The sequence below is a fragment of the Streptomyces sp. R21 genome (assembly GCF_041051975.1).
In the GTDB taxonomy this organism is placed as follows: Bacteria; Actinomycetota; Actinomycetes; order Streptomycetales; family Streptomycetaceae; genus Streptomyces.
Map to the genome: position 1 here is coordinate 8,962,779 of NZ_CP163435.1, position 25,506 is coordinate 8,988,284.

Genomic DNA, 25,506 nt, shown 5'->3' on the forward strand with positions numbered 1-25,506 from the left:
ACGGTTGAGTAGTGGACCTTGTTCGAGAAGAGTTGTTACGGCCCCTCGTGGCGCTGCTCTCCCAACACCCTGCGGAGCGCCCGGCGTTCACCGACTCCCGCCGCACGGTGACGTACGGGGATCTGCTGCTGAGCAGCGGGCGGATCGCGTCCGGGCTCGGGGTGGCCCGGGGCGACCGGGTACTCCTCCATGTGGGCAGTCGTGTCGAGTTCGTCACCTACGCCCTGGCGGTACTGCGCTCGGCCGCTGTCGGTGTGCCGTTGAGCGTGCGGGCGACCGAGGCCGAGCTCGCCCACTACGCCGACGATTCCGGTGCGACGCTGCTCATCACCGAGGCTCGGCACGCGGCGATGGCGGAGCGGCTGCGCGAGCGACAGCCGGATCTGCGTGTGCTGATCGCCGAGGACGGTCCCACCGCGGCGTCGGGCCCGCCCCGTGACGACCTCGGTATCGACGAGCCGGCCTGGCTGCTCTACACCTCCGGCACGACCGGTCGGCAGAAGGGAGTGCTGACCACCCAGCGCGCGATGCTCTGGTCGGCGGCCGCCTGCTACGCCCCGATGTTCGGGCTGTCCGAACAGGACACCATTCTCTGGCCGTTGCCGATGCACCACTGCTTCGCGCTCTCGTTCGCGCTCGTCGGCACGGTGGCGACCGGCGCGCATACGAGGATCGTCGACGGGGACCTGGCAGCGGTACTCGCCGAACATCCTGGCTGTGTGCTGGCCGGAGTGCCCGCCACCTATGCCCAACTGGCCTACGAAGACGGGGACATGGGCGTTCCGCCGCGGCTGTGCATCACGGCCGGTGCGCCCTGCACCGCGGCGACGCGCGCCGCGGTCATGGACCTGTTCGGCACGCCACTGCTGGACTGCTACGGCGCCACCGAGACCAGCGGCAAGATCGCCGTCCAACTGCCGGGCGAGACAGGCGGGATGGACGGGATGGGCGACACGGGGCTGACACCCGTGCACGGGGTCGATGTCCGCGTCGTGGACGGGGAGATCCTGGTCCGCACCCCGGGACTCATGCTCGGCTACCACGGGCAACCCGCCTCCTCGGTCGACGACGGCTGGTACCGGACCGGTGACGCGGGGCGGTTCGAGGGCGGTCGGCTCACCGTCGCCGGCCGGCTCGACGACGTGATCATCTGCGGTGGTCAGAACGTCCACCCGCTGGAGGTGGAAGCCGTGATCGCGGAATCGCCCTCGGTGCGTGACGTCCTCGTGGTCGGCTCGCCCGACGACCTGGCGGGCGAAGTACCGGTGGCGTTCGTCGTGCCGGACGCGGACGGCTTCGATCCCGAGGAGCTGCGTCGGCTGTGCCTGCGGCGGCTCAGCCTGTACAAGGTGCCGGTGGAATTCCGCCGGGTCGAGACGATTCCGCGTACGGCCTCGGGCAAGCCCCTGCGCAGGGCGATGGCGGAACAGGCGGCGGAACGAGGTGAGTTGAGCCGGACGGGGCTGGAGGAACTCGTCCGCGAGGAGGTCGCAGCGCTGTGCGACGGCGACGGCGGTGGCGGTGGCGACGGTGGTGGTCCCGGCTTCGGCGCGGGTGAGAGCGGCAGCGACCGGTGGCACGATCGCGCCTTCACGGACCTGGGCCTCTCGTCCTTGGGCGGCGTGCAACTGCGACGTCGCATCGCCGCCCGTACCGGCCTCGCTCTGCCGCAATCCCTCGTCTACGACTTTCCGACCCCGGGTGAACTGATCGACGCGCTCGCTCGAATGATGAGCAGGCGGGAACCGGTGTCCGGCTCCGGGCAGGCATCCCAGTCCCTCCCGGACGCGGGGGCCGCGCGCCCCGGTACGCACGAGCCGATCGCCATCGTGGCGATGGCGTGCCGGTATCCGGGCGGTGTGGAGTCGCCGGAGGATCTCTGGCGGCTGGTCTCCGACGGTGTCGACGCGACCGGGGACTTCCCCGCCGACCGGGGCTGGGACCTGGACACCCTGTACGACACCGACCCGGACCGGATCGGCGGCTCCACCACCCGGCGTGGCGGCTTCCTGTACGGCGCGGCCGACTTCGATGCCGGGATGTTCCGCATCTCGCCGAGCGAGGCACTCGCCACCGACCCGCAGCAGCGGTTGCTGCTGGAGACATCCTGGGAACTCTTCGAACGCGCGGGCATCGACACCACGACACTGCGCGCCAGCGGAAGCGGTACTGGTGGCGGCGGCGCGGCGGGCGTGTTCATCGGTGTCATGAACGAGGACTACGCAAGCCGGTTCGAGTCGCATGAGCTGGAGGGGCGGCTGGGCATCGGGTCCTCGCACGCCGTCGCGTCCGGACGGATCTCCTACACGTTCGGGCTGACCGGCCCCGCCGTCACCGTCGACACGGCCTGCTCGTCGTCGCTGGTCGCCCTGCACTGGGCGGCGAAGGCGTTGCGCACGGGCGAATGCTCCCTCGCGGTGGCCGGTGGTGCGACGGTGATGTCGACGCCGAGGACGTTCCTGGCGTTCAGCAGGCAGCGCGGCCTGTCGCCGGACGGTCGCTGCCGGTCCTACGCGGCGGACGCCGACGGTACGGCGTGGTCGGAGGGCGTCGGGATCGTCCTGCTGGAGCGGCTCAGCGATGCCCGTCGCAACGGCCACCCGGTGCTGGCGGTGCTACGGGGTTCGGCGATGAACGCGGACGGCGCGTCCAACGGCCTCACCGCGCCCAGCGCACGCGCGCAGCGCGAGGTGATCCGGTCGGCGCTCGCGGACGCCGGGCTGTCCACGGCGGACGTCGACGCGGTCGACGGACATGGGACGGCCACACCGCTGGGCGACCCGATCGAGGCGGAAGCGCTGCTCGCGACGTACGGCCAGGACCGGGACCAGGACCGGCCGCTGTGGCTCGGCTCGGTGAAGTCCAACCTCGGGCACACTCAGGCGGCGGCGGGCGTGGCAGGCGTGATCAAAATGGTCGAGGCGCTGCGGCACGAGCAGTTGCCCCCCTCGCTGTACGCCGACCGGCCGAGTCCGCGGATCGACTGGTCGGCAGGCAGGGTGTCGCTCCTCGCTGCGGGCCGGCCGTGGCCGACGTCCGACCGGACGCGCCGCGCGGCTGTCTCCTCGTTCGGGATCGGCGGCACCAACGCACACGTGATCATCGAGGAGGCTCCGCCCGAGGACGCGTGTACGGACACCGCCACGGGCACAGTCACCGGCACAGCCACGGGGACGGGCCGTGACGCCGGCGCGGCTGCCGCCCAGGCCCGGGTCAACGACCCAGTGGCGCAACGAGAGTTCCCCACCCCGCCATGGCTGCTCAGCGGCGCCGACGGCCCCGCCCTGCGTTCCGTCGCCGCCGGGCTCCTTCAGGCGCCGGACGACATCGATGTCGGCTACACCCTGGCGGTGGGCCGTACGGCACTCGCTCACCGCGCCGTGATCGCGGCCGGTGACCGGGCCGCCCTGCGTGCGCTGGCGGCCGGTGAACGTGCGGGGGCGACGGTGCCCGCCGCCGCGTGCCTCGCGTTCCTGTTCAGTGGCCAGGGTGCCCAACGGGCGGGAATGGGCCGGGAGTTGGCGCGGGCCTTCCCTGTGTTCACCGAGGCCTTCGACCAGGCGTGCCGGGCGCTCGGCGGTTCGGTGCGGGAGTTGGCCTTCGGTGGCGAACCGTTGGACCGCACCGACCAGGCGCAGGCCACCCTGTTCGCGTTCGAAGTCGCGCTGTACCGGCTGCTGGAATCCTGGGGTGTGCGGCCGGATGTGCTCGTCGGTCATTCGGTCGGGGAGATCGCCGCCGCGCATGTGGCCGGTGTTCTGTCGCTGGACGACGCGGCGACGCTCGTCACCGCCCGCGGGCGCTTGATGGCGGAGCTGCCCGCCGGCGGCGTCATGATCGCGGTGGACGCCACCGAGGCCGAGGTCGCGCCGCTGGTGGCCGAGGTCGCCGGCCGGGTCTCGATCGCAGCGGTCAACGGCCCGCACGCCGTGGTGGTGTCCGGCGAGGAGGCCGCTACGACCGCCGTGGCCCGACGGTTCGGTCGCAGCACGTCCCTGCGCGTCAGCCACGCGTTCCACTCGCCGCTGATGGAACCCATGCTCGACGCGTTCCGCGAAGTCGCACGGAGTCTGACCTACCACCGACCCGAGATCCCATTGATCTCCGGCCTGACGGGCAGGTTCTCCGACGAGATGTGCTCGGCCGAGTACTGGGTGAGGCACGCGCGGCACACCGTCCGCTTCTCCGACGCGATCTCCACTCTCGCCGAATCCGGTGTGACCAGCTGCCTCGAAGTCGGCCCGGACGCCGTGCTCAGCCGTGCCGCAGCGGCCGTGCTTCCCGCGACGGTTCCCGCGGTGCCGGCGACGCGCGCCGGTAGTGACGAGGGCGAGACGCTGCTCGCGGGGCTCGGCGCGGTGCACACGGCAGGGGTCTACGTCGACTGGCGATCCGTGTTCGCGGGCAGCGACGCCCGGCTGTTCCCGCTGCCCACCTATCCCTTCCAGCGCAGCCGCTACTGGCTCGATCCACCGCAGCCCGGTGGCGGCGGTCGCGACCACGCGCTGCTCGAACCGGCACTCGTCGCCCCCGATTCGCCGCGGATCGTGCACGGTGGCTCGATCGCCGTGCGAGCCCACGGCTGGCTGGCCGACCATGTCGTCGGCGACTCGGCCCTGGTCCCCGCGACCGCGTTCGTCGACATCGCACTGCACGCCGGTGCGGGGGCCGGTGTCGACGAGCTGACGATCGAGGCACCGCTGCGGCTGGCGGCGGCCGACACCGTCCAACTCCAGGTGGTCGTCGACGGGCAGCGCATCGACATCTACGCCAAGCAGCGTGCTGCCGACCGGTGGACGCGACACGCCTCGGGCCGGCTGTCGCAGCGCGGTCCGGCACCTGAGCCGTACCGCGCGGAATGGCCTCCTGCCGATGCGACCCAGCTGGACGTGGCGGGCCGATACGACACCTTCGCGTACGGGCCGGCGTTCCGCGCGGTGACCGCCCTGTGGAGCCGAGGCGACGAAGTGTTCGCCGAGGTCTCCCTTCCCGACGGCGTCGCGGGCAGGTTCGGGCTGCACCCCGTGCTGCTCGACGCGGCGGTCCACGTGGCGGCGCTGGCCGAGGGGCCGTCCGGCGGGGCCCGAGTGCCCTTCGTGTGGAACGGCGTCGAGCTGTACGCACCGGGCACGAGAAGCGCACGGATCCGATGTGTGCGCACCGGTTCCGACACCATCGGGGTGTACCTCTTCGACGACGCCGGCGAGCCGGTCGCGACCGTGGCGTCGATGTTCACCAGGCCGATGGCGCCGCAGGACACCATGCTCTTCCGCCCGCAGTGGATCCCGGTACCGGCCGTACCGGCCACCGGTGAGACGACGGTCGTCGAAATCGTCGACGGCCGGAGCGGCGCTGTCCGGAGTGCCGACGACCGGAGCGTCGCAGTCCGGTCCTTGACAACACGCGCGCTGGACGCGCTGCACGCCTGGCAGGGGCAGGGGCAGGGGCAGGAGCACGACGGGCATGGGCGCGACGGTCATGGGCAAGGGCACCGCGGCCGACTCGTCGTCGTCACCAGGAACGCCACGACCCCCGACCCGGACCTCGCGGCAGCCGCCGTGGGCGGCCTGGTGAGCGCTGCCGCCGCCGAGCATCCGGAGCGGATCACTCTGGTCGACCTGGACTCCGACCTTCCGGTGGACCGCGTGCTGGACCTCGTAGGCGGCAACCACGAACCGCAACTGGCCATCCGCGACGGCGTACCGCACGCGCTGCGGATCCGGCGTGCGGCACCGAGCGACACCCGGCCGATCGACCCGTCCGGAACCGTGCTGATCACGGGTGGCACGGGCGCGCTCGGCGCACTGCTCGCCCGGCATCTGGTCCACGAGCACGGCGTACGGCATCTCGTCCTGGTCAGTCGGCGCGGCCCGGCGGCCCCGGACGCGGAGCATCTGCGGACGGAACTGTCCGAACTGGGCGCCGATGTGCGGATCGTCGCCGCCGACGTGGCCGACCGCGGCGCGGTCGAGCGGCTGATCGGGGCATGCGACCCACCCCTGACGGCGGTCGTGCACACGGCGGCCGTGCTCGACGACGGCGTGCTCGCCACTCAGACACCGGCCCGCATGGACACCGTGCTGAAGGCGAAAGCGGATGCGGCCTGGGTGCTGCACGAGGCCACCGCGCGCCTTCCGTTGTCGGCGTTCGTGCTCTACTCCTCCGTCGCAGGCGTCTTCGGCAAGGCCGGACAGGCCAACTACGGTGCGGCCAACCGCTTCCTGGACGCGCTGGCCTGTCATCGCCGTGCGCTCGGTCTGCCGGCGGTGTCGCTGGCGTGGGGATTGTGGGAACCGGGCAGCGGTCTCGGTGACCAGATCTCCGACCTCGCCCGGCGGCGCATCCGCGCGTCCGGCATCGCCGGTCTCAGCGCGGAGCAGGGGCTGGCACTGTTCGACGCCGCGATCGGCTCCGCGGAACCGGTGCTGGTGCCGGTCCTGTTCGACCCGACCGCGACAGCTCTGCCGCCGATCGTCGGCAGCCTCGTAGGCAACCATCTGCCACCGGCCCGGCGGAGCTGGCCCGCGCAGATGCCGGAACCGGAGCTGCGCGAACTGCTGCGGGCCGAAATCGCCGCCGTGCTCGGTCAACCCGACCCGGCGGCGCTGCCCGACGACAAGCCGTTCACCGACCTCGGCTTCGACTCGCTTGCGGTGATCCAGATCCGCAACCGACTCAACGAGCTCACCGGGCTCGATCTGCCGGCGAGGCTGCTCTTCGAGAAACCGACGGTCGGCGGGCTCGCCGACCACCTGCACGGCGAGCTGTTCGGCCGGGAAGGCGGGGAAGGCGGGGAAGGCAGGGAAGGCGGGGAAGGCGGGGAAGGCGAGGTAGGCCGCGAGGCCCGAGCGACCACCCCACCTGGGGAGCCGAGGGACGCGACGAGGTACCGGCCATGAGCGACACCGAGACGGAGACGGCCGGCGAGGGCGAGAGCACGGGTGCTGCGGCAGCCCGACTCACCGGGCGCCCCGTGACAGGTGAGCGCCCGCTGTCCGGAACACTCGCCGAAGTCACCCTCGACGGCGGCCAGTTGGTGATGGCCAAGCGCGGTGACGACCCCGGTGAGGTGCGGGCCGAGGCGTCAGGGCTGCGCTGGCTGGCCGACACCGGCACGGTCCGTGTCCCGGGGGTGCACGGCCATGACCGGCGCTGGTTGGTGACCGACCGGGTCCCGCCGGGTCGGCCGAGCGCACGGGCAGCGGCGGAGTTCGGACGCGACCTGGCCGCCCTGCATGCCGCCGGCGCACCCGCGTTCGGAGCCCCGCCACCCGGCGGCCTCGAAGACGCGTACATCGGGCGCGCTCCGATGCGCAACGCCCCCGGCACGGCGGACTGGCCGAGCTGGTACGCCGAGCACCGCGTGCTGCCCTATCTGCGCAGCGCGGTGGACGACGGCACGGTGCGCCACGCCGAGGCGGCCGTGGTCGAGAGTGTCTGCGAGCGGCTGCCGGAGCTGGCGGGCCCTGCCGAGCCGCCCGCTCGGCTGCACGGCGACCTGTGGAACGGCAACGTGCTGTGGGGCGCCGACGGGCACGTCTGGTTGATCGACCCGGCCGCGCACGGCGGCCACCGGGAGACCGACCTGGCGATGCTCCACCTGTTCGGCTGCCCTTACCTGGAGCGGGTGTTGGACGGCTATCAGGACGCGGCGCCGCTCGCCGACGGCTGGGCGGACCGCATCGGACTGCACCAGCTCTTCCCGCTGCTGGTGCACACGGTGCTGTTCGGCCGCGGCTACGCCGAGCAGACGCTCGTGGTGGCACGGTCGGTCTTGGCGGGGTGACCGGCGGCAGGAATCCGGGCGTCGGGGCAGGACGTGCGTGGACGGGTCTTCACGACATGCGTGGACGGGGCTTCACAGGGACACCGGCCCGCGTCAGGATCTTCCTGGGTCCGGGCATCCGCCCGTCTCCAGTCTTCAATCCCGCGGATCGCCGACGCTTCACCGCCGTTTCAGGAGGCCCTCGTGTCCGAGCCGTCCGTCCTCGCCGCTCTGGTGTCCGCGCTGCGGAGTGGGGCGATCGAGGTCGTCGACCTCACGTCACCGCTGTCGTCGTCGACGCCGGTGATCCAGTTGCCCTCCGAGTTCGGCCAGACCGCGGTGTTCGAACTGGAGGAGATCAGCAGATACGACGACCGGGGCCCGGCCTGGTACTGGAACAACTTCCGCAGTGGCGAGCACACCGGCACCCACTTCGACGCCCCGAACCACTGGGTCACCGGGAAGGACCTCGACGACGTCGCGTCGGTGCCGGCGCGTCGGCTGATCGCACCGGCGGCCGTGCTGGACTTCTCCGCCGAGGCGGAACAGGACCCCGATTTCCTCGTCGAGGTGGACCACGTGAAGGCGTGGGAGGGGGCGAACGGGCCGCTGCCCGAAGGCGGTTGGCTGCTGCTGCGCACCGGCTGGGACGCCCGCTCGAACACGCAGGAGGCGTTCCTCAACGCGGACGAGAACGGCCCGCACACCCCTGGCCTGTCCCCGGAGTGCGCCCGCTGGGTGGTGCAGGAGTCACCGGTGATCGGCCTCGGCGTCGAGACGGTGGGCACCGACGCCGGACGTGCGCACTCGTTCGACCCGGCCTTCCCGTGCCACTCCCACCTCATGGGCGGCGGCAAGTACGGTCTGACCCAGTTGCAGAACCTGGCCGCGCTGCCGGCCACCGGGGCCGTGATCATCGCGGGACCGCTGCCCATCGTCACGGGGTCGGGGGCTCCCGCACGGGTGCTCGCCCTGGTGGAGCGGTCATGAGGAGCACCTCATGAAGGTCGCCGAAGCCGTCGGGCGGGCCGTCACCGCCGCCGGGGTCGACCACGTGTTCGGTGTGGTCGGTTCGGGCAACTTCCATCTGACCAACGCCATGGTCGCGGCCGGCGCCCGGTTCGTCGCCGCACGCCATGAGGGCGGCGCGGCGACGATGGCCGACGCGTACGCCCGGATGAGCGGCACGGTGGCCGCGCTGAGCGTGCATCAGGGACCTGGTCTGACGAACGCGGTCACCGGCATCGCGGAGGCGGCCAAGAGCCGTACACCGCTCCTCGTGCTCGCTGCCGAAGTGACCAGGCCGACATCCAACTTCTACGTCGACCAGGCGGCCCTGGCCCACGCGGTGGGCGCGGTCACGGCGCGCGTGACCTCGGCGGAGAACGCCGTCGAGCAGGCCTGCGCCGCAGTGCGACAAGCCCTCCACGAGCGCCGCACCGTGGTGCTGAACCTTCCCCTTGAGGTGCAGGCCCTGGACGTACCGGACGACGCGCCGGCCCTGGTCGTGCCGCCGCCCCCGCGGGCGGCGGTCAAGCCGACGGCAGCCGACGTGGCGGCGTTGGCGCAGGTGCTCGACCGGTCCCGGCAACCGGTCTTCGTGGCCGGCCGGGGAGCACGCGGACCCGGTTGCCGCGAGGCCCTCGTCGCGCTCGCCGAGCGCTACGGCGCACTGCTCGCGACATCGGCCGTCGCGCGCGGGCTGTTCCACGGCGACCCGTGGTCGCTCGATGTGTCCGGCGGCTTCTCGTCCCCGCAGGCGGCCGAGCTGATCCGGTCGGCGGACGTGATCGTGGGCTGGGGCTGCGCGCTGAACATGTGGACGACGCGGCACGGACGACTGATCGGTCCGCAGACGACCGTCGTACAGGTCGACGACGAAGCGTCGGCACTCGGCGTGCACCGGGCGGTGCAGCTCGGTGTCACCGGCGATGTGCGACTCACCGCGCGGCGTGTGCTGGAGACGGGCGGCGGGCAGCGGGAGGGCTTTCGGAAGGCGGCCCTCGCCGCCGGCCTCGCTGAACGCGTGCGCATGCGGGACGTGCCGTACGAGGATGGCGGCAGCCGCGAGCGGATCGACCCGCGGACGCTGAGCATCGCGCTCGACGACATCCTTCCCGCCGAGCGGGTGATCGGCGTGGACTCCGGCAACTTCATGGGCTACCCGAGCACCTACCTGTCGGTGCCCGACCAGCACGGCTTCTGTTTCACCCAGGCGTTCCAGTCGATCGGGCTGGGGCTGGCGACCACGATCGGCGCGGCGCTCGCGCGACCGGACCGGCTCCCCGTGGCCGCGCTCGGCGACGGCGGCGCGCTGATGGGCGCGGCCGAACTCGACACGGTGCGCCGGCTGGGGCTGCCGATGGTGGTCGTCGTCTACAACGACGACGCCTACGGAGCGGAGGTGCACCACTTCGGGCCCGACGGACACGTGCTCGACACGGTCGAGTTCCCGCCGACGGACATCGCCGCGGTGGCGCGCGGCTACGGCTTCGAAGCGGTGACCGCGCGCACGGTCACCGACCTGAAGGCCGTGTCGGACTGGCTGGCAGGGCCACGAACCGCGCCCCTGCTCATCGACGCCAAGGTGGCCGGCGACCGCGGGGCCTGGTGGCTGGAGGAGGCGTTCCGGGGCCACTGAACCGTCAGCCCGAAGGGCAACAGGGAGGTCGGCAGCCCCGGCAAGTGGCCGGCCGCCGGGCTTCGACGGCCCTACGGCACCACGAGCCGGTGCTGGCCTGGGTCGGTGTAGCCCCGACCGCCCGGGATGCGGGCGAACCACCCGGCGGCGGGACTCTCGCCCCGCCGCCGGAGGATCACACGGTGCCGCAGTCCTCGATGACGACCTTCTTGGAGGTGGCGCCGGAGCGGCTGCCAAGCCCTTCGATCGCCTTGACGACGTCCATGCCAGCGACGACCTCGCCGAAGACCACGTGCTTGCCGTCCAGCCAGTCCGTGACGATCGTGGTGACGAAGAACTGCGAGCCGTTGCTGTTCGGGCCCGCGTTGGCCATGCTCAGCAGACCCGGCTTGGTGTGCTTGAGCTGGAAGTTCTCATCGGCGAACTTCTCACCGTAGATGCTCTTGCCGCCCGTGCCGTTCTGCCGGGTGAAGTCCCCGCCCTGCAGCATGAAGTCAGGGATGACCCGGTGGAACGGCGAGCCCTTGAAGCCGAAACCGTGCTCGCCGGTGGCGAGCTCACGGAAGTTGCGGGCTGTCTTCGGGACGACGTCGTCGTACAGCTTGAACTCGATGCGGCCGAGCGGCTCGCCGTTCGCGGTCACGTCGAAGAAGACGTTCTCACTCATTGCTCTGCTCCTTGTGGGTCGAAGGTTCGCATCGAGCATAGGAGACAGTTTGTCGATCACCGATTCGACGACCTGCGACATCCCGGCCGGCCACCCCTGTCGGGGCACGCCCGGGAGGCTCCTCCTCGCCATGAGGTTGCTGTGAATTCACGAGGCGCTTGAACACGCCCGGGGTCAACTGCGTATAGGGCGAGGGATTTCCATGCCCGAGCCGACCACGAGGCGCAGGAGTACTTCCGTGAGACGCAACACACGCAGACGCCCGACAGGCGCACGACGTGCGACTTCCCTGGCCATCGCGATGATGCTGGGCGGGGGTGGGCTGGTGGCGGTGAACGTCTACGCGTCGGCTTCCGAGAGCGGCTCGGGCGGCGATTCGGCCCAGAACTCGAACGGAAGCCGTGTCCTTGCCTCCGGCGCGGCCACCGTCTACTGCCCGGACGTCGGCGACGAGCTGACGGACGTGCCGGAGGCGGCGAGGGCCGACGTCGACAAGGAACTCGCCGTGCTGGACGGCCAGATCGCCGAGGCCTACCAGCGCCTGCAGAGCTCCGCGCAGGCCATACAGCAGGACAGCGGCTTCGCCGACAGCGCGATCATGAACCCGCTGAAGGAGAAGCGGGCCGCGACGATCGAACGGATCGCCATCGCCATCGACCGCGTGGGGGACCGCCCGGCGGGGCTTGAGCCGCTCGCCGCCTGTGAGCTGCGCGATTCCGGAAACGGGACTGGCGACGGCCAGAACCAGGGCGGTGACGGCCAGGACGGGAACGGCGCTGGTCAGAACCAGGGCGGCGGCGGTCAGGGCGGCAACGGGGCCCAGACCGGCAACGGGGCCCAGACCGGCAACGGCCCCGTGGCCGCCGACTTCGCGGACATCACCGCGGTCCAGCCCAACGTGCAGAACCCGCGCCCGGCGGACGACGCCTCCCGCGGCACCTTCACCACCCGCTGCGGAGTGAACGCCAATGGGCTGTTCAACTCCGACAACGTGATCGTGGCCCCTGGAGTCACCAACGGCGCCCACCACTTCCACGACTATGTCGGCAACCAGGGGAACAACGCCTTCGCCAGCGACGACGACCTCGCGAACGCCGAAACCTCCTGCGAGAACGAAGGCGACAAGTCGACGTACTACTGGCCCGTCCTGCGCCTGCAGAACGGCACCCAGGAGCGGGACGCGGGCGCTCCCGGCGGCGGCACCGAAGGCAACGCCGGTAAGATCGTCACGCCCAAGCAGGTCACGCTGACGTTCGTGGGCAACCCGCGGAGCAAGGTCACCGCCATGCCCCGGCTGCTGCGGATCATCACGGGCGACGCCAAGGCGTTTGTCAACGGAACCGCCAACGCGAACGCCTCCTGGAGCTGCACCGGGTTCGAGGACCGGCAGCTGAAGGACAAGTACCCGGTCTGCCCCGACGGCAGCGACGTGGTCCGCACCTTCAAGTTCCAGAGCTGCTGGGACGGCCAGAACACCGACAGCGCCAACCACCGTACGCACGTGGCGTTCGCCGACGCCGAGGGCAACTGTGCCGGCGGCTTCCGGGCCATTCCGCAGCTCGTGCAGCGCATCGTCTACGACGTCGACGCGCCGAGCCTTGAGGACGGCGGCCGTACGTCACCGCTCTTCGCGGTCGACTCCTTCCCGGAGCAGCTGCACAAGCCGGTCACGGACCACGGCGACTTCATCAACGTCTTCGACGAGGGCCTGATGCAGTCGATGGTGGACTGCATCAACAGCGGCCGACAGTGCGACTCGAAGGACGGGTCCGGGGACGGGTCGGGGTCCGGCGCCAGTGAGGAGCCGCAGGAGACGCCTGCGCCGACTTCCGCCGCTCCGTCCGAGGGCAGCGGAAGCGACGACCAGGGCAACGGCGGAGGCGACGGAAAGGGCAACACCGGGGGCGACGACCAGGGCGACAACGACCAGGGCAGCACCGGAGGCAAGGACACGCCCGAGCCCTCCACCGAGGTGCCGAGTGCCGACACGCCGTCCACTGACACGCCGGGCACTGACTCGCCGGACACCGACACGCCGTCCGCCCAGGCGCCGAGCACCGAACCGGCGGACGTCGGCACCCCCACCGGCCGGAGCGAACAGCCCCAGGTCTACAAGACGTCCTCGCCCAAGCCCGTCGCCTCGGCCTCACAGAGCGAGAGTGCCGCGGCGGCCCCTGACGGCAACGCCCCGTCCGCCGCCGGACAGACCCAACCGCAGGCACAGGAGGTCACCGGCGACCTCGCCGACACCGGAACGAATCTGTGGCCGGCCGCGGCGGGAGGGACGCTCCTGATCGCGGGTGCCGTGCTGCTGCTCCGCATCAGGCGCAGAGGGGTATGACCCATACGTTCCGGTACGGCGTTCGCGTACGGCGATCCGGCACGGTGCACCGGCCCCCCACTGTCGCTACCGTCCAGTAATATCGCGCGGCAGGCCACCAGAGGAGGCACCGTGTCCGGGTCCCAACGTTCACCGCTATTGCTCGCCGGCCTGTTGGCCGTAGCAGGCGTCAGTCATTTCGCGGCGCCCCGCCAGTTCGACGCGACCATTCCGCGGGCCCTGCCGGGGAAGCCGCGTACGTGGACGTACGCGAGCGGTGCCGTCGAGCTGGCGCTGGCGGCGGGGGTGGCGCTGCCGCGCACGCGCCGTGTCGCCGCACTCGCCGCGGCGGGCTTCTTCGTCGGGGTGTTCCCCGCCAATGTGCAGATGGCCGTGGACTGGCGGCACCGCCCCGCGCCGCAGCGGGCCGCGGCCATAGGCAGGCTTCCGTTGCAGGTGCCGCTCGTGCTGTGGGCGCGCGGCGTCGCCAAGGGCGGGGCGGGCCGGTCATGACGGACAAAGTGAATGTGGGCGACCAGGTCGAGGACTTCGCGCTGCCGGACGAGACCGGCACGACACGGCAGCTGTCCGAGCTGCTCGGCGACGGCCCGGTGGTGCTGTTCTTCTACCCCGCCGCCATGACGGCCGGCTGCACGGCCGAGGCGTGTCACTTCCGCGATCTGGCCGCGGAGTTCGCCGCGGCCGGTGCGAAGCCCGTGGGGATCAGCGGCGACACGGTCGACCGCCAGCAGGAGTTCGCCGGACGCCACACCCTCGGATTTCCGCTGCTGTCCGACACCGACGGAACAGTCCGTGAACGTTTCGGGGTCAAGCGCGGCTTCTCGATGGCGCCCACGAAACGCGTCACGTTCGTCATCGCCGAGGACCGCACGGTCCTGGAGGTCGTGCGCAGCGAACTGCGGATGAGCGCACACGCCGACCGGGCCCTCACGGCGCTGCGCGCCCACCGGGGCTGACGCACCGCACGGAGGAATGTCCGGCGCCACGGAGACGGAACGGCCTGTGGCGAGCGGCCGCGAACCCGCAGATGATCGTCCGGCCAGTGGTCATTCGGCCCGGGCGCCCTTGGGCGGGTGTAGACAGGGCATCAGTCACGTCACGAGGGCGCCCGTGGGGGCGCGTACTTCGCGAACGGCAGGAAGGGACTGTGCATGTTCCGGAAGGTACTTGTCGCGAACCGTGGGGAGATCGCCGTCCGCGCGTTCCGCGCCGCCTATGAACTGGGCGCGGGAACGGCGGCGGTGTTCCCCTACGAGGACCGCGGCTCGCTGCATCGTCTCAAGGCCGACGAGGCCTACGAGATCGGCCTCAGGGGGCACCCCGTGCGGGCCTATCTGTCGGTCGAGGAGATCGTGGGCGCGGCACGCAGGGCCGGGGCGGACGCCGTGTACCCCGGGTACGGCTTCCTGTCGGAGAACCCGGAGCTGGCCCGTGCCTGCGCCGAGGCCGGGATCACCTTCATCGGCCCCACCACCGAGGTGCTGGAGCTGACCGGCAACAAGGCCCGCGCGGTCGCCGCGGCCCGCGCGGCCGGCGTACCGGTCCTCGGCTCGTCGCAGCCGTCCACCGACCTCGACGAACTGGTCGCGGCCGCGGATGAGATCGGCTTCCCGGTGTTCGTGAAGGCGGTCGCCGGCGGCGGCGGGCGCGGGATGCGCCGGGTGGACGACCCCGCCCAGCTGCGCGAGTCCATCGAGGCGGCCTCTCGCGAGGCCGAGTCCGCGTTCGGGGACGCCACGGTGTTCCTGGAGAAGGCGGTCATCGACCCCCGCCACATCGAGGTGCAGATCCTCGCCGACGGCGAGGGCAACGTCATCCACCTGTTCGAGCGGGACTGCTCGGTGCAGCGACGGCACCAGAAGGTCCTCGAACTGGCCCCGGCCCCCAACCTCGACCCCGCGATCCGGGACCGCATCTGCGCCGACGCGGTCAACTTCGCGCGCAGCATCGGCTACCGCAACGCCGGCACCGTCGAGTTCCTGCTCGACCGCGCGGGCAACCACGTCTTCATCGAGATGAACCCGCGCATCCAGGTCGAGCACACGGTGACCGAGGAGGTCACCGACGTCGACCTGGTGCAGGCGCAGCTGCGCATCGCCGCCGGTGAGAGTCTCGCCGACCTCGGCCTTTCACAGGACCGGGTCTATCTGCGCGGTGCGGCGCTCCAGTGCCGGATCACCAGCGAGGACCCGGCCAACGGGTTCCGCCCGGACACCGGCACCATCAGTGCGTACCGCTCGCCGGGCGGCTCCGGCATCCGGCTGGACGGCGGCACCGCGTTCGTCGGCTCCGAGATCAGCGCCCACTTCGACTCGATGCTGGTGAAGCTGACCTGCCGGGGGCGCGACTTCGACACCGCGGTGCGGCGGGCCCGGCGTGCGGTGGCCGAGTTCCGCATCCGCGGCGTGGCCACGAACATCCCCTTCCTCCAGGCGGTCCTCGACGACCCGGACTTCCGGGAGGGCCGGGTCACCACCTCGTTCATCGAGGAGCGCCCGCATCTGCTGACCGCCCGCCACTCCGCCGACCGCGGCACCCGGCTGCTCACCTACCTGGCCGACGTCACGGTCAACAAGCCGAACGGCGAGCGCCCGCACCTGCTCGACCCCACGACGAAACTGCCGGCCGTCCCCGACGGCGTACCGCCCGCCGGGTCGAAGCAGCAGCTGACCGAGCTGGGCCCGGAGGGCTTCGCGCGCCGGCTGCGGGAGTCGTCCACGGTGGCCGTCACCGACACCACCTTCCGCGACGCCCACCAGTCCCTGCTGGCCACCCGGGTGCGCACGAAGGACCTGCTGGCCGTCGCCCCGGCCGTGGCCCGGACCCTGCCGGAGCTGCTGTCGCTGGAGTGCTGGGGCGGCGCCACCTACGACGTGGCGCTGCGCTTCCTCGCCGAGGACCCCTGGGACCGGCTCGCCCAGCTGCGCGAGGCGGTGCCGAACATCTGCCTCCAGATGCTGCTGCGCGGCCGCAACACGGTCGGCTACACCCCCTACCCGACAGAGGTCACCACCGCCTTCGTCGAGGAGGCCACCCGCACCGGCATCGACATCTTCCGCATCTTCGACGCGCTCAACGACGTCGGCCAGATGCGGCCCGCGATCGACGCCGTACGCGAGACCGGAACGGCCGTCGCCGAGGTGGCCCTGTGCTACACCTCGGACCTGTCCGACCCGGCCGAGAAGCTCTACACCCTCGACTACTACCTGCGGCTCGCCGAGCAGATCGTCGACGCCGGCGCGCACATCCTGGCCATCAAGGACATGGCCGGGCTGCTGCGCGCACCCGCCGCCGAGAAGCTGGTGACCGCGCTGCGCCGGGAGTTCGACCTGCCGGTGCACCTGCACACCCACGACACGGCCGGCGGTCAGCTGGCCACCTACCTCGCCGCGATCAACGCGGGAGCCGACGCCGTGGACGGCGCGGTCGCCTCGATGGCGGGCACCACCTCGCAGCCCTCCCTGTCGGCGATCGTCGCCGCCACCGACCACTCCCCGCGGCCCACCGGGCTGAGCCTGCGGGCCGTGGGCGACCTCGAACCGTACTGGGAGATGGTCCGCAGGATCTACGCCCCCTTCGAGGCCGGTCTCGCCTCGCCCACCGGGCGCGTGTACGACCACGAGATCCCCGGCGGCCAGCTGTCCAACCTCCGTGTCCAGGCACGCTCGTTGGGCCTTGGCGACCGCTTCGAGGACATCGAGGCGATGTACGCGGCCGCCGACCGCATCCTCGGCCGGCTGGTCAAGGTCACCCCGTCGTCCAAGGTGGTCGGCGACCTCGCCCTGCACCTCGTCGGCGCGGGCGTCTCGCCCGCGCAGTTCGCGGCCGAGCCCGGTTCGTACGACATCCCGGACTCGGTGATCGGCTTCCTGCGCGGCGAGTTGGGCGACCCGCCCGGCGGCTGGCCGGAGCCGTTCCGCAGCAAGGCCCTCAAGGGCCGCGCCGCGCCCAAGCCGGTCGTCGAACTGTCCGCCGAGGACCGCGACGGACTGGACAAGGACCGGCGCGCCACCCTCAACCGGCTGCTGTTCCCCGGCCCGGCCAAGGAGTTCGAGACACACCGCGAGTCCTACGGCGACACGGGCGTGCTGCCGAGCAAGGACTTCTTCTACGGGCTGCGGCCGGGGGAGGAGCACGCGGTGGACCTCGAACCAGGGGTGCGGCTGCTCATCGCGCTGGAGGCGATCGGCGAGGCCGACGAGCGCGGCATGCGCACTGTGATGGCCACGCTCAACGGGCAGCTCCGGCCGATCCAGGTCCGCGACCGCTCGGTCGCCTCGGACCTGCCGGCCGCGGAGAAGGCCGACAAGTCCGATCCGAAGCATGTCGCCGCGCCGTTCGCCGGGGTGGTCACGCTGTCGGTGGCGCCGGGCGACCGCGTCGAGGCGGGCGCGACCATCGCGACGATCGAGGCGATGAAGATGGAGGCCGCGATCACCGCCCCGGTCGCCGGAGCGGTGGACCGGCTGGCCATCAACGCCGTCCAGCAGGTGGAGGCGGGCGATCTCCTGATGGTGATCGCCTAGGCCACCAGGGCTCTCAGGGCCCTCACTGCTCGCGCATCCCCCACGGGGAGCCGTACGCGGTGAGCAGGTCCAGGAAGGGACGGGCGGGGAAGGCCTCGGGGCCGAGCACGCCCGTCCCTGTCCAGGCGCCGGTGGCCAGGAGTTCCAGGGCGACGACCGGGTTGACGGCGGTCTGCCAGACGACCGCCTGGGAGCCGTACTCCGCCATCGACCACTGGTTGTCGACCACGTGGTAGAGGTAGACCTCGCGCGGCGTGCCGTCCTTGGTGCCCCGCACCCAGGTTCCCGCGCAGGTCTTGCCGTGCATGCGCTCGCCGAGCGTCGCCGGGTCGGGCAGACAGGCGGCCACGACGTCGCGGGGCGACACCGCGACCGGGCCCGCCGCGCTCGGCACGGTGACCGGGTCGGTGCGGTCCAGGCCCAGCAGGTGCAGTGTCCGGAGGGTCTGGATGAACTCCTCGCCCAGGCCGTACTTGAAGGTCACCCGCCGTGCGTCGACCCAGCGCGGCACGAGCAGCACCTCCTCGTGCTCCACGTTCACGCACTCGACCGGGCCGATACCTTCGGGGAAGTCGAACACCTCCGGCTCGCTGAAGGGCGCGGTGGTGAACCAGCCGCGGTCCGCCTCGTAGACGACCGGCGGGTTGAGGCACTCCTCGATGGTGGTCCAGATGGTCAACGTACCCGGGACTAAAGTCCCGGGGTTTGCTCAACGGGCGCCACTGGCGGTGGTGCTGCGTTTGCGTCCTGTCCCACGGCCGGGTTTCGGGGGTGGGACAGGGGCGGTTGACTGCGCCCCGCGCACCGCTCCTTGACCTGGCCGTAGGTGGGCTCACGCAGCGCGAAGTTCCGCTTCACGTCCTTTTCGAACGCGACCGACGACACCCAAGAGGCCGCTTCGTTGCAGGCGCGCAGGGTCGCCTCAAGTGCCGCCGTCTGCACGGGCGTCGGCAGCAGCTTGACCTGCACCACCAACTTCACACCCGCGACGGTACCTGGCCCCCGGCGCCCCGGCATTCGAACACCGGATATTCCTCACCGGACCCCAGGAGCCGGTTCCTGGCCGCACTGCGGATGCCGCGCGAGCACGGCAGCGCCAGACTCACCGCACGCATGGTCGACAGCGCCTATCCCACCGCTCTGGAGATGCTGCTGGACAGCGCCGCCGCCCAGCGGGAGGCGCTGCGGGGCTCCGTGGCCGCCCTCACCCGGGGTACACCGCGGCCTCGGACTCCGTGATCCACGGGGCCCGAGGCCGTCGTACACCTATTGCGCCTAAGGGACCTGTTACACCTATGGCGCTATGGCGCCTGTGCCGTCAGCCCTGGCGGGCCTTGAAGCGCGGGTCCTTCTTGTTGATGACGAAGGTCACGCCCCGTCGGCGGACCACCTGGGCGCCCGGCTTCGACTTCAGCGAGCGCAGGGAATTGCGTACCTTCACGGTTCTGTTCTCCTCCTGCTCAGGCGCGCGCCCGGATTCAGTGGCGGGCGGCGGCCGTGCGGCCGTAGCGGCGCTCGAAGCGCTCCACGCGGCCCGCGTTGTCCAGGACCCGCGCGGTCCCGGTGTAGAACGGGTGGCTCGCCGAGGAGATCTCGACGTCGATCAGCGGGTAGGTGTTGCCGTCCTCCCACTCGATCGTCCGGGCGGAGTCGGCGGTCGAGCGCGTCAGGAACGCGGCGCCGGCGGCGCGGTCACGGAAGACGACGGGACGGGATGCGGGGTGGATACGAGACTTCATGGGGTGTCCTTCCTGGTGACGGCTCGGCTGGTGACTGCGTACCTGGGTCAGCGCGTCTCCCGGAACGGGACGTGCTGCCCGGCCACCGCGTCGTACTTGCGCAGGACGAGCCGGTCGGGATCGTTCTGACGGTTCTTGCGCGTCACGTAGGTGACGCCGGTGCCAGCCGTCGACCGAAGTGTGACGATGGGGCGTGCGGTGCTGCGTGCCATGAGGTTCTCCTTCCACCCGACATACCTGGGATTTCTTGTCCCAGGCATGTCAACCACATGCGGTGTAACAGCGGACCTGGCCCTCGCATTCCCGCCCCGTAGTCTCACGTGACCAGAGCCCGAAGGGGAGACCGATGATCTTCATCACCGCGAAATTCCGGGTCCTGCCCGAGCACGCCGACCGCTGGCCGGAGATCACCGACGCGTTCACCCGGGCGACGCGTGCCGAGCCGGGCAACCTGTGGTTCGAGTGGTCCCGCGGTGTCGACGACCCGAACGAATACGTCCTCGTGGAAGCCTTCCGTGACGGCGAGGCCGGTGGCGCGCACGTCCGGTCCGCTCACTTCAAGGCGGCGCAGGAGACCCTGCCGCCCCACCTCGCCGAGACCCCGCGGATCGTGAACATGGCGGTGCCGCAGGAGGACTGGTCCCTCCTCGGGGAGATGGCGGTGCCGGAGCGGGGCTGAGGGCTGTCGGCACAGGCGCCGTGGCTCCTGTCACTTCCAGCCGTACGCGTACGCCGCGACCCATGTGACGTCCAGCTGGGCGCTGCTGCCCGGAGCCGCGCCCGGCCCCTCCAGCGCGCTCTCGTTCTGCAGCACCCAGGACAGGGGCTCGTCCGGTACGCCGCGGGTGTCGTGACCGCTCTCGCGGCCGTCCACGAAGAACCGCACCTTCCCGGGCGTCCACTCGGTGGAGACGGTGTGCCACTGCGTCCAGTCGTCGCTGCCGGGGAAGTATCCCTGTTCACCGCCGCCACACGGGTGGTGGAAGGCGGTGAGGGAGCCGGTCCACTCGCCCTCGGGGTGGTCCATCTCGCAGCCGCCGCCGTAGTGCAGCCAGGCGGACTTGTAGCCCGGAGCCAGCTTCGTCACCTTGATACGGGCGCTGTACTTGCCGTACTTCATCTGCATGACGGCGCGCGGTACGAGGGCTGCGGCGTGCACGGGACCGCCGTCGTCGGGCCGCCACATCCGGATGTGCAGCCGCCCGTCGCCGTTCTCCGCGGGGCCGACGCTCACGGTGTCCTCCGGGTGGTAGACGCCCACGACGTCCCGGCCCCGGTCGTTGGCCGTGTCGCGCCAACCGGTCGGATACGCCCACCAGTTGTCGCGGTACGAGCCGGTCAGGCCCCCGCAGTACGCGGCGGAGGTGTCGACATGGTGGTCGCAGTCGCTGAACGCGCCCAGCGGCACCCGGTCCCCGTTGAAGTCCTCCGCCAGGACCTGCCAGAAGGGCCCGCAGTCGCCGCGGGGCAGCTCGGCGCCGGTGCTGCGGCAGGCGTCGGCCGACCGCGGCGCCCCGTCCGCACGGGGGATGCCGAGCAGCGCGGCCAGGAGCAGCAGGCCGAGGGGGATCAACAGGGCGCGCTTTCGGTGGCCGGGCGCTGCGTGTGAACCCATCGGACGGCTCCTCCGATTCTCGGTGTGCCGGTGTCCTCAGCCTTCTCCGAGCCTTTCCCGCGAACCAGCATCCTCGCCGTACGACGGGTGTGACGCCATCCCCAGAACCGGACTCGTACCGGACTGCGGCACTCCACGCCCCCACGTCCGCTTGTGCGTTCGTACTGAGGTATGGTCCCCACCGGTTCGTAGTCACCTACCGACAGTGCGACGGTACGGGGAGTGTCGGAGGGCGGGCAGACGCATGGGATCCCAGCTGGATGACGGCAGATCGGCGGACCGGGGCGAGGCACGGGACGACACGCCGCTGGAGGCGATGAGCCCCGAACCGCTGCTGACCCGCGACTACGAGACGCGCCCCGCGCTCGTCTACGAGCGGCTGCGGCAGCGGCACGGCCCGGTCGCGCCGGTCGACCTGCTGGGCAGCCCGGCCTGGCTGGTCCTGGGATACCGCGAGGCGCTCCAGGTGCTCCAGGACGACGACAACTGGCCCAAGGGGCTGGAGAACTGGCGGGCCCGCTCCGAGGGCCGGGTGCCGGCCGACTGGCCGCTCGGCCCGTCCCTGGAGGTCAACCATGTGCTGATCCAGGGCGGTTCGGGCCACGCACGGCTGCGGGCGGCATGGGACGTGGCCCTCAAGCCGTTCCAGGACCCACGCCACCCCCAGGCGAAGCGGCTGAAATCGGCCGTCACCGCCTACGCCGACGAGCTGATCGCACTGGTCGGACAGGGCGGCGGCACCGGCGTGGCGGACCTGTCCGCGCAGTTCTCCCGGCCGCTGCCGCTGATGGCCGCCAGCCATCTGCTGGGCTTTCCCGGCTCACAGGGCGACGACGCGCTGATGGACATGTGGCGCGTGCTGGACGCCGGACCGGACGCGGAGACCGCCCTGGAGCGGTTGCTCGCGACGCTCGCGGACCTCGCAGCGGCGAAGCAGCAACAGCCGGGCGACGACTTCCCCTCCTACCTCTTGGCCGCCCAACCCGAGCTCTCGCTCGACGAGTTGGCCCGCGAGCTGTTCATGCTGCTGGGCATGACGTCCGACCACGTCGGCATCCTCATCTCCAACACCGTGGTCGAGGTCATCTCGGGTGACGGGGGCGTGCGGGCCAGCCTGTCCGCCGGGATGCTCCGGGAGACCATGAACCGCGTCGTCATGCGCAAGCCGCCGCTGGTGAACTTCGTGCCGCGCTTCGCCGCCGAGGACACCCCGCTCGGGAACTACACGATCCGCGCGGGCGACCCGGTGTGGGTCTCCTCCGCGGCCGCGCACGCCGACCCGCTCTTCGCCGACCACGTGGCCCCGAGCACCACGATCAGCACCCGAGCCCATCTGTCCTGGGGCGCGGGCCGCCGTCAGTGCCCGGCCCCGGCGCGCGAACTCGCTTCGACGATCGCCTCGGTGGGCGTGGGCCGGCTCTTCGAGCGGTTCTCCCATCTGGACCTGGCCCTCCCGGTCGACCAACTGCCGTGGCGCTCCTCCCCGTTCATGCGCGGACTGCGCTCCCTGCCCGTACGGTACGAACTCGCCTCGGCGCCCGCCCCTTCGACGTCGGCCGGCTCCGCACCGCAGACCCCCGGCACGGCGCTGCCCGACCCGGCCGCCCGGCAGCGCTCCTCGCTGTGGCGGTACCTGACGGGCCTGATCCGCCCGGGCCGCTGACGTACGTCGGCCGACCCCTTCTTGGAAAACCTGCCGCGCGCATCAACGCCGTACGGCAGCGCGGTCGTGCGCCGTCTCGGCGGCGTCGCGCCGGAACGCCCACTCCAACTCGGGTTCCATCGCGAAGTGGAAGAGCCGTCGTACGGGCGGGGTGCACAGGACGGTCACGACCGCGGCCGCGACGAGCGTGACGGTGATCTCGCCGAGCGGCCGGTGGACCCAGGCGTGGTCGTACCAGTGCCCGAACTTGGCGCTCTGGACGACGAATCCGTGCAGCAGGTAGCCGTACAGAGTGCCCGCGCCCAGCACCGTGAACCACATCCTGCGCCGGGGCACCCAGGCGAGGAAGCAGGCGCTCAGAACCACCGAGCAGCCGAAAGTGGCCAGCGTCATGGCGGGCCCGTAGGCGGCGGGCGCGGCCAGTTCCTGGACGCTGTCGCGGTGGAAGAACCAGGCGTAGTTCATGCGGGGGACCGCCCAGTACGCCACGGCGAGGGCGCCGAGGAGGACGGGCACGGACAGCACACGTACCTCGGGGCGGCGGACGAGCTGGAAGTGCTCAGGCTTCAGGCACAGGCCGAGCACGAAGTACGGCAGGAACTGCAGCACACGCTGGAGTTCCAGGACGCTGCCGAGGGACGGCGAGAGGGTGGCCAGCATCGCGACGGCGAGCGCGAGGGGCAGCGGCCGGCGCACGATCCGCCACAGCGGCGTGGTCAGCCGCCAGATGAACAGCGCCGCGAGGAACCACGTCAGGTACAGGGGCTCCAGCAGGCTGATCGGACGGTCGGGCGCGTGGTCGGTCCACCTCGTGAAAAGGGTGTAGGCCACTTCGAAGGCGACGTACGGGACGGCCACGCCTGCGGCCAGCCGCTTTATCTGCCGCGGGGTGGCCTCGAAGCCGCGCGAGAAGTAGCCGGAGATGACGATGAACGCCGGCATGTGGAAGGCGTAGACGACCATGTAGAGCGTGGTGACGGTCCTGCTGCCCTCGCGCAGGGGTTCCCATCCGTGTCCTGTCGCCACGAGGACGATCGCCAGGTACTTGGCGTTGTCGAAGAAGGGGTCGCGCTGCTTGGCCGGGGCGGGCGGGGGCACCGGTACGGGTTCTGTTGCGGGAGGTGCCTCGCGGGCATGCGCGGGCCGCGCGGTGTCACTCATCGCGGCCCCGCGCCGGGCGGGTGGGATCCGTACAGACGCGGACACGTCTGGCTCGGACGGCGGCGGTGGCGCGGCAGAACGGCATCCCACCCGCCTCACCATTTGCGGACGATATAAACAAGGCTTCCTGTTTTGGTGATTTGACGCACTGAACGTGCCGTCCGCCCGGATGGTCGCTGCCGCCTGCCATGCCGTTTCGCCCGTCATGAGCCGCTCTGGGGGCGGCCGTTATGCGAGTGGAATGTGCTGAACGCGTGAACGATTGACGGGAGTTGTGAAAGGTGAGAAGAATTCGGCTTGCTTCGCTGTGCCTCAAGTGAGCGAAGCGACGCAAGTGGCCTGGCGTGGGCTTCTGTATGCCCGCGCGCCTTTCCACCGCTCGCAGCAAGCCACCTCCCACACGCACGATTCCATCGAGGAACACCTTGTCGCATTCACAGCAATGCAGGACTCTCGTCGCTTTCGCGGCAACCGCTTTCACCGCTGTCGCCCTGCCGATACTCGCGGCGGGCGCGGCGAGCGCCACGACGGCCGAGGCCTGCCAGTCGGCCACGGTGCAGTACCGGATCGTCGGCACCGGTAAAGACTCCGCGGGAGCGGACTGGACCTCACAGGGCGGCTTCCACCTGTGGGACAGTGCGCCCGGCACCGTCGAGGTGCGGCTGGCGCCGGGCCAGAACGTCGGGGACGGCTGCAAGTACCCCGTCTCCCTGGCCGAATACACCACCGAAGGTGCCGACTGGTACACCTCCGGGCACCAGACCCTCGTCGACAAGGCCACCGTCTACCTCACGGCGGCGGACGTCGCCGGGGCGGACGACGCCAAGCGCACCTGGCAGAAGCTGAGCGTGAAGTCGCCCGACTGCTACGGGCAGATCGACCTGTACGGCGACGACGTCTCGTACGACGGCAAGAGCGGCGACGGGCACGGCCCCGCCCCCTACGAACCCGACGGGGTCATCACGCCGTACCACCTCATCGCCGCGTGGAACGGCGGCGACAAGGCATGCGACTCCGGCGGCAAGGACTCGCCCAGCCCGACGCCTTCGCCGTCGACACCCGTGACGCCCACGACACCGGCGACGCCGGGCACGCCGACGACTCCCGCGGGCAGCGAGCCGCCCACCGGGCAGTCGACCCCGCCGGTCAGCCCCAAGCCCTCGACCACTCCGCCGACCAGCGCGCACGTGCCCCCGGCGGAGCCTTCCACGCCCGCCTCCCCGAAGCCGTCGTCCAGCGCGAGCACACCGCCGCTGGCGGAGACGGGGGCGAGCGCGCCCGCAGGGCTGATCGCGGCCGGCGCGGCCGTGACGATCGCTCTCGGCGTCGGCGCGGTGTACGCGGCAGGCCGCCGCACGCGCCGCCAGTGACGAGGGGCCCGTCCCGGC

At 71.4% G+C, this 25,506-nt stretch carries 19 protein-coding genes and 1 pseudogene; 12 read left to right on the forward strand and 8 right to left on the reverse strand.

Annotation, left to right across the window (positions count from 1 at the left end):
• Positions 1–11 precede the first annotated feature (11 nt).
• From AB5J56_RS40115 to AB5J56_RS40130, 4 genes are all read left to right on the forward strand, one after another.
• A complete protein-coding gene (locus AB5J56_RS40115; protein WP_369240562.1) occupies positions 12–6,899 on the forward strand; it encodes an SDR family NAD(P)-dependent oxidoreductase in 6,888 nt (2,295 codons plus the stop codon).
• Positions 6,896–7,786 (forward strand): fructosamine kinase family protein, encoded by an 891-nt coding sequence (locus AB5J56_RS40120; RefSeq protein WP_369240564.1) that lies wholly within the window; start codon positions 6,896–6,898, stop codon positions 7,784–7,786. The genes AB5J56_RS40115 and AB5J56_RS40120 overlap by 4 nt, the downstream gene beginning before the upstream one ends.
• Positions 7,787–7,969: 183 nt before the next feature.
• Complete coding sequence (locus AB5J56_RS40125; protein ID WP_369240566.1) at positions 7,970–8,755, forward strand: cyclase family protein; 786 nt, start codon at positions 7,970–7,972, stop codon at positions 8,753–8,755.
• A gap of 10 nt (positions 8,756–8,765) precedes the next feature.
• A complete protein-coding gene (locus AB5J56_RS40130) occupies positions 8,766–10,406 on the forward strand; it encodes a thiamine pyrophosphate-binding protein (RefSeq protein ID WP_369240568.1) in 1,641 nt (546 codons plus the stop codon).
• Between the two features lie 175 nt (positions 10,407–10,581).
• Here AB5J56_RS40130 and AB5J56_RS40135 read toward each other — a convergent pair whose 3' ends face one another.
• Positions 10,582–11,073 (reverse strand): peptidylprolyl isomerase, encoded by a 492-nt coding sequence (locus tag AB5J56_RS40135; RefSeq protein ID WP_369240570.1) that lies wholly within the window; start codon positions 11,071–11,073, stop codon positions 10,582–10,584.
• 238 nt (positions 11,074–11,311) lie between these two features.
• Here AB5J56_RS40135 and AB5J56_RS40140 point away from each other — a divergent pair, with 238 nt between their 5' ends.
• From AB5J56_RS40140 to AB5J56_RS40155, 4 genes are all read left to right on the forward strand, one after another.
• Positions 11,312–13,414, forward strand: coding sequence for a DUF1996 domain-containing protein (locus tag AB5J56_RS40140; RefSeq protein ID WP_369240572.1), 2,103 nt, complete (start codon positions 11,312–11,314; stop codon positions 13,412–13,414).
• A 111-nt stretch (positions 13,415–13,525) separates the two neighbouring features.
• Complete coding sequence (locus tag AB5J56_RS40145; RefSeq protein WP_369240574.1) at positions 13,526–13,906, forward strand: MauE/DoxX family redox-associated membrane protein; 381 nt, start codon at positions 13,526–13,528, stop codon at positions 13,904–13,906.
• Positions 13,903–14,370 carry a peroxiredoxin gene (locus tag AB5J56_RS40150; RefSeq protein WP_369240576.1) on the forward strand — a complete coding sequence of 156 codons (468 nt, stop codon included), beginning with the start codon at positions 13,903–13,905 and terminating at the stop codon, positions 14,368–14,370. The genes AB5J56_RS40145 and AB5J56_RS40150 overlap by 4 nt, the downstream gene beginning before the upstream one ends.
• A 195-nt stretch (positions 14,371–14,565) precedes the next feature.
• Positions 14,566–17,940, forward strand: coding sequence for a pyruvate carboxylase (locus AB5J56_RS40155; RefSeq protein WP_369240578.1), 3,375 nt, complete (start codon positions 14,566–14,568; stop codon positions 17,938–17,940).
• A 22-nt stretch (positions 17,941–17,962) separates the two neighbouring features.
• Here the strand turns inward: AB5J56_RS40155 and AB5J56_RS40160 are convergent.
• Positions 17,963–18,616, reverse strand: a pseudogene (locus AB5J56_RS40160) (saccharopine dehydrogenase family protein); the annotation flags it as partial.
• A gap of 14 nt (positions 18,617–18,630) precedes the next feature.
• Complete coding sequence (locus AB5J56_RS40165) at positions 18,631–18,921, reverse strand: hypothetical protein (protein WP_369240580.1); 291 nt, start codon at positions 18,919–18,921, stop codon at positions 18,631–18,633.
• A gap of 132 nt (positions 18,922–19,053) precedes the next feature.
• Here AB5J56_RS40165 and AB5J56_RS40170 point away from each other — a divergent pair, with 132 nt between their 5' ends.
• A complete protein-coding gene (locus AB5J56_RS40170; protein WP_369240582.1) occupies positions 19,054–19,179 on the forward strand; it encodes a hypothetical protein in 126 nt (41 codons plus the stop codon).
• 79 nt (positions 19,180–19,258) lie between these two features.
• Here the strand turns inward: AB5J56_RS40170 and ykgO are convergent, their stop codons facing one another.
• Genes ykgO through rpmG form a run of 3 tightly spaced genes read right to left on the reverse strand, consistent with a single transcriptional unit; the run spans position 19,259 to position 19,891 of the window.
• Entirely contained in the window at positions 19,259–19,381 is a 123-nt protein-coding gene (gene ykgO / locus AB5J56_RS40175) for a type B 50S ribosomal protein L36 (protein WP_043662604.1), read from the reverse strand.
• A gap of 37 nt (positions 19,382–19,418) precedes the next feature.
• Positions 19,419–19,679 carry a type B 50S ribosomal protein L31 gene (locus AB5J56_RS40180; RefSeq protein WP_369240584.1) on the reverse strand — a complete coding sequence of 87 codons (261 nt, stop codon included), beginning with the start codon at positions 19,677–19,679 and terminating at the stop codon, positions 19,419–19,421.
• A 47-nt stretch (positions 19,680–19,726) separates the two neighbouring features.
• A complete protein-coding gene (gene rpmG, locus AB5J56_RS40185; protein WP_369240586.1) occupies positions 19,727–19,891 on the reverse strand; it encodes a 50S ribosomal protein L33 in 165 nt (54 codons plus the stop codon).
• 134 nt (positions 19,892–20,025) lie between these two features.
• On the opposite strand from rpmG, the gene AB5J56_RS40190 reads away from it, so the two are divergent.
• Positions 20,026–20,358, forward strand: a complete 333-nt coding sequence (locus AB5J56_RS40190) for a putative quinol monooxygenase (protein ID WP_369240588.1) — start codon at positions 20,026–20,028, stop codon at positions 20,356–20,358.
• A 30-nt stretch (positions 20,359–20,388) separates the two neighbouring features.
• On the opposite strand, the gene AB5J56_RS40195 is transcribed toward AB5J56_RS40190, so the two are convergent.
• Complete coding sequence (locus AB5J56_RS40195) at positions 20,389–21,294, reverse strand: glycoside hydrolase family 16 protein (protein ID WP_369240590.1); 906 nt, start codon at positions 21,292–21,294, stop codon at positions 20,389–20,391.
• Between the two features lie 244 nt (positions 21,295–21,538).
• Here AB5J56_RS40195 and AB5J56_RS40200 point away from each other — a divergent pair, with 244 nt between their 5' ends.
• Positions 21,539–22,957, forward strand: coding sequence for a cytochrome (locus AB5J56_RS40200; RefSeq protein WP_369240592.1), 1,419 nt, complete (start codon positions 21,539–21,541; stop codon positions 22,955–22,957).
• A gap of 42 nt (positions 22,958–22,999) precedes the next feature.
• Here AB5J56_RS40200 and AB5J56_RS40205 read toward each other — a convergent pair whose 3' ends face one another.
• Positions 23,000–24,118: an acyltransferase family protein gene (locus AB5J56_RS40205; protein ID WP_369240594.1), complete on the reverse strand. Its 1,119-nt coding sequence runs from the start codon at positions 24,116–24,118 to the stop codon at positions 23,000–23,002.
• Between the two features lie 425 nt (positions 24,119–24,543).
• Between AB5J56_RS40205 and AB5J56_RS40210 the strand changes: the two genes are divergently transcribed.
• Positions 24,544–25,488: a hypothetical protein gene (locus tag AB5J56_RS40210; protein ID WP_369240596.1), complete on the forward strand. Its 945-nt coding sequence runs from the start codon at positions 24,544–24,546 to the stop codon at positions 25,486–25,488.
• Positions 25,489–25,506: the final 18 nt, after the last annotated feature.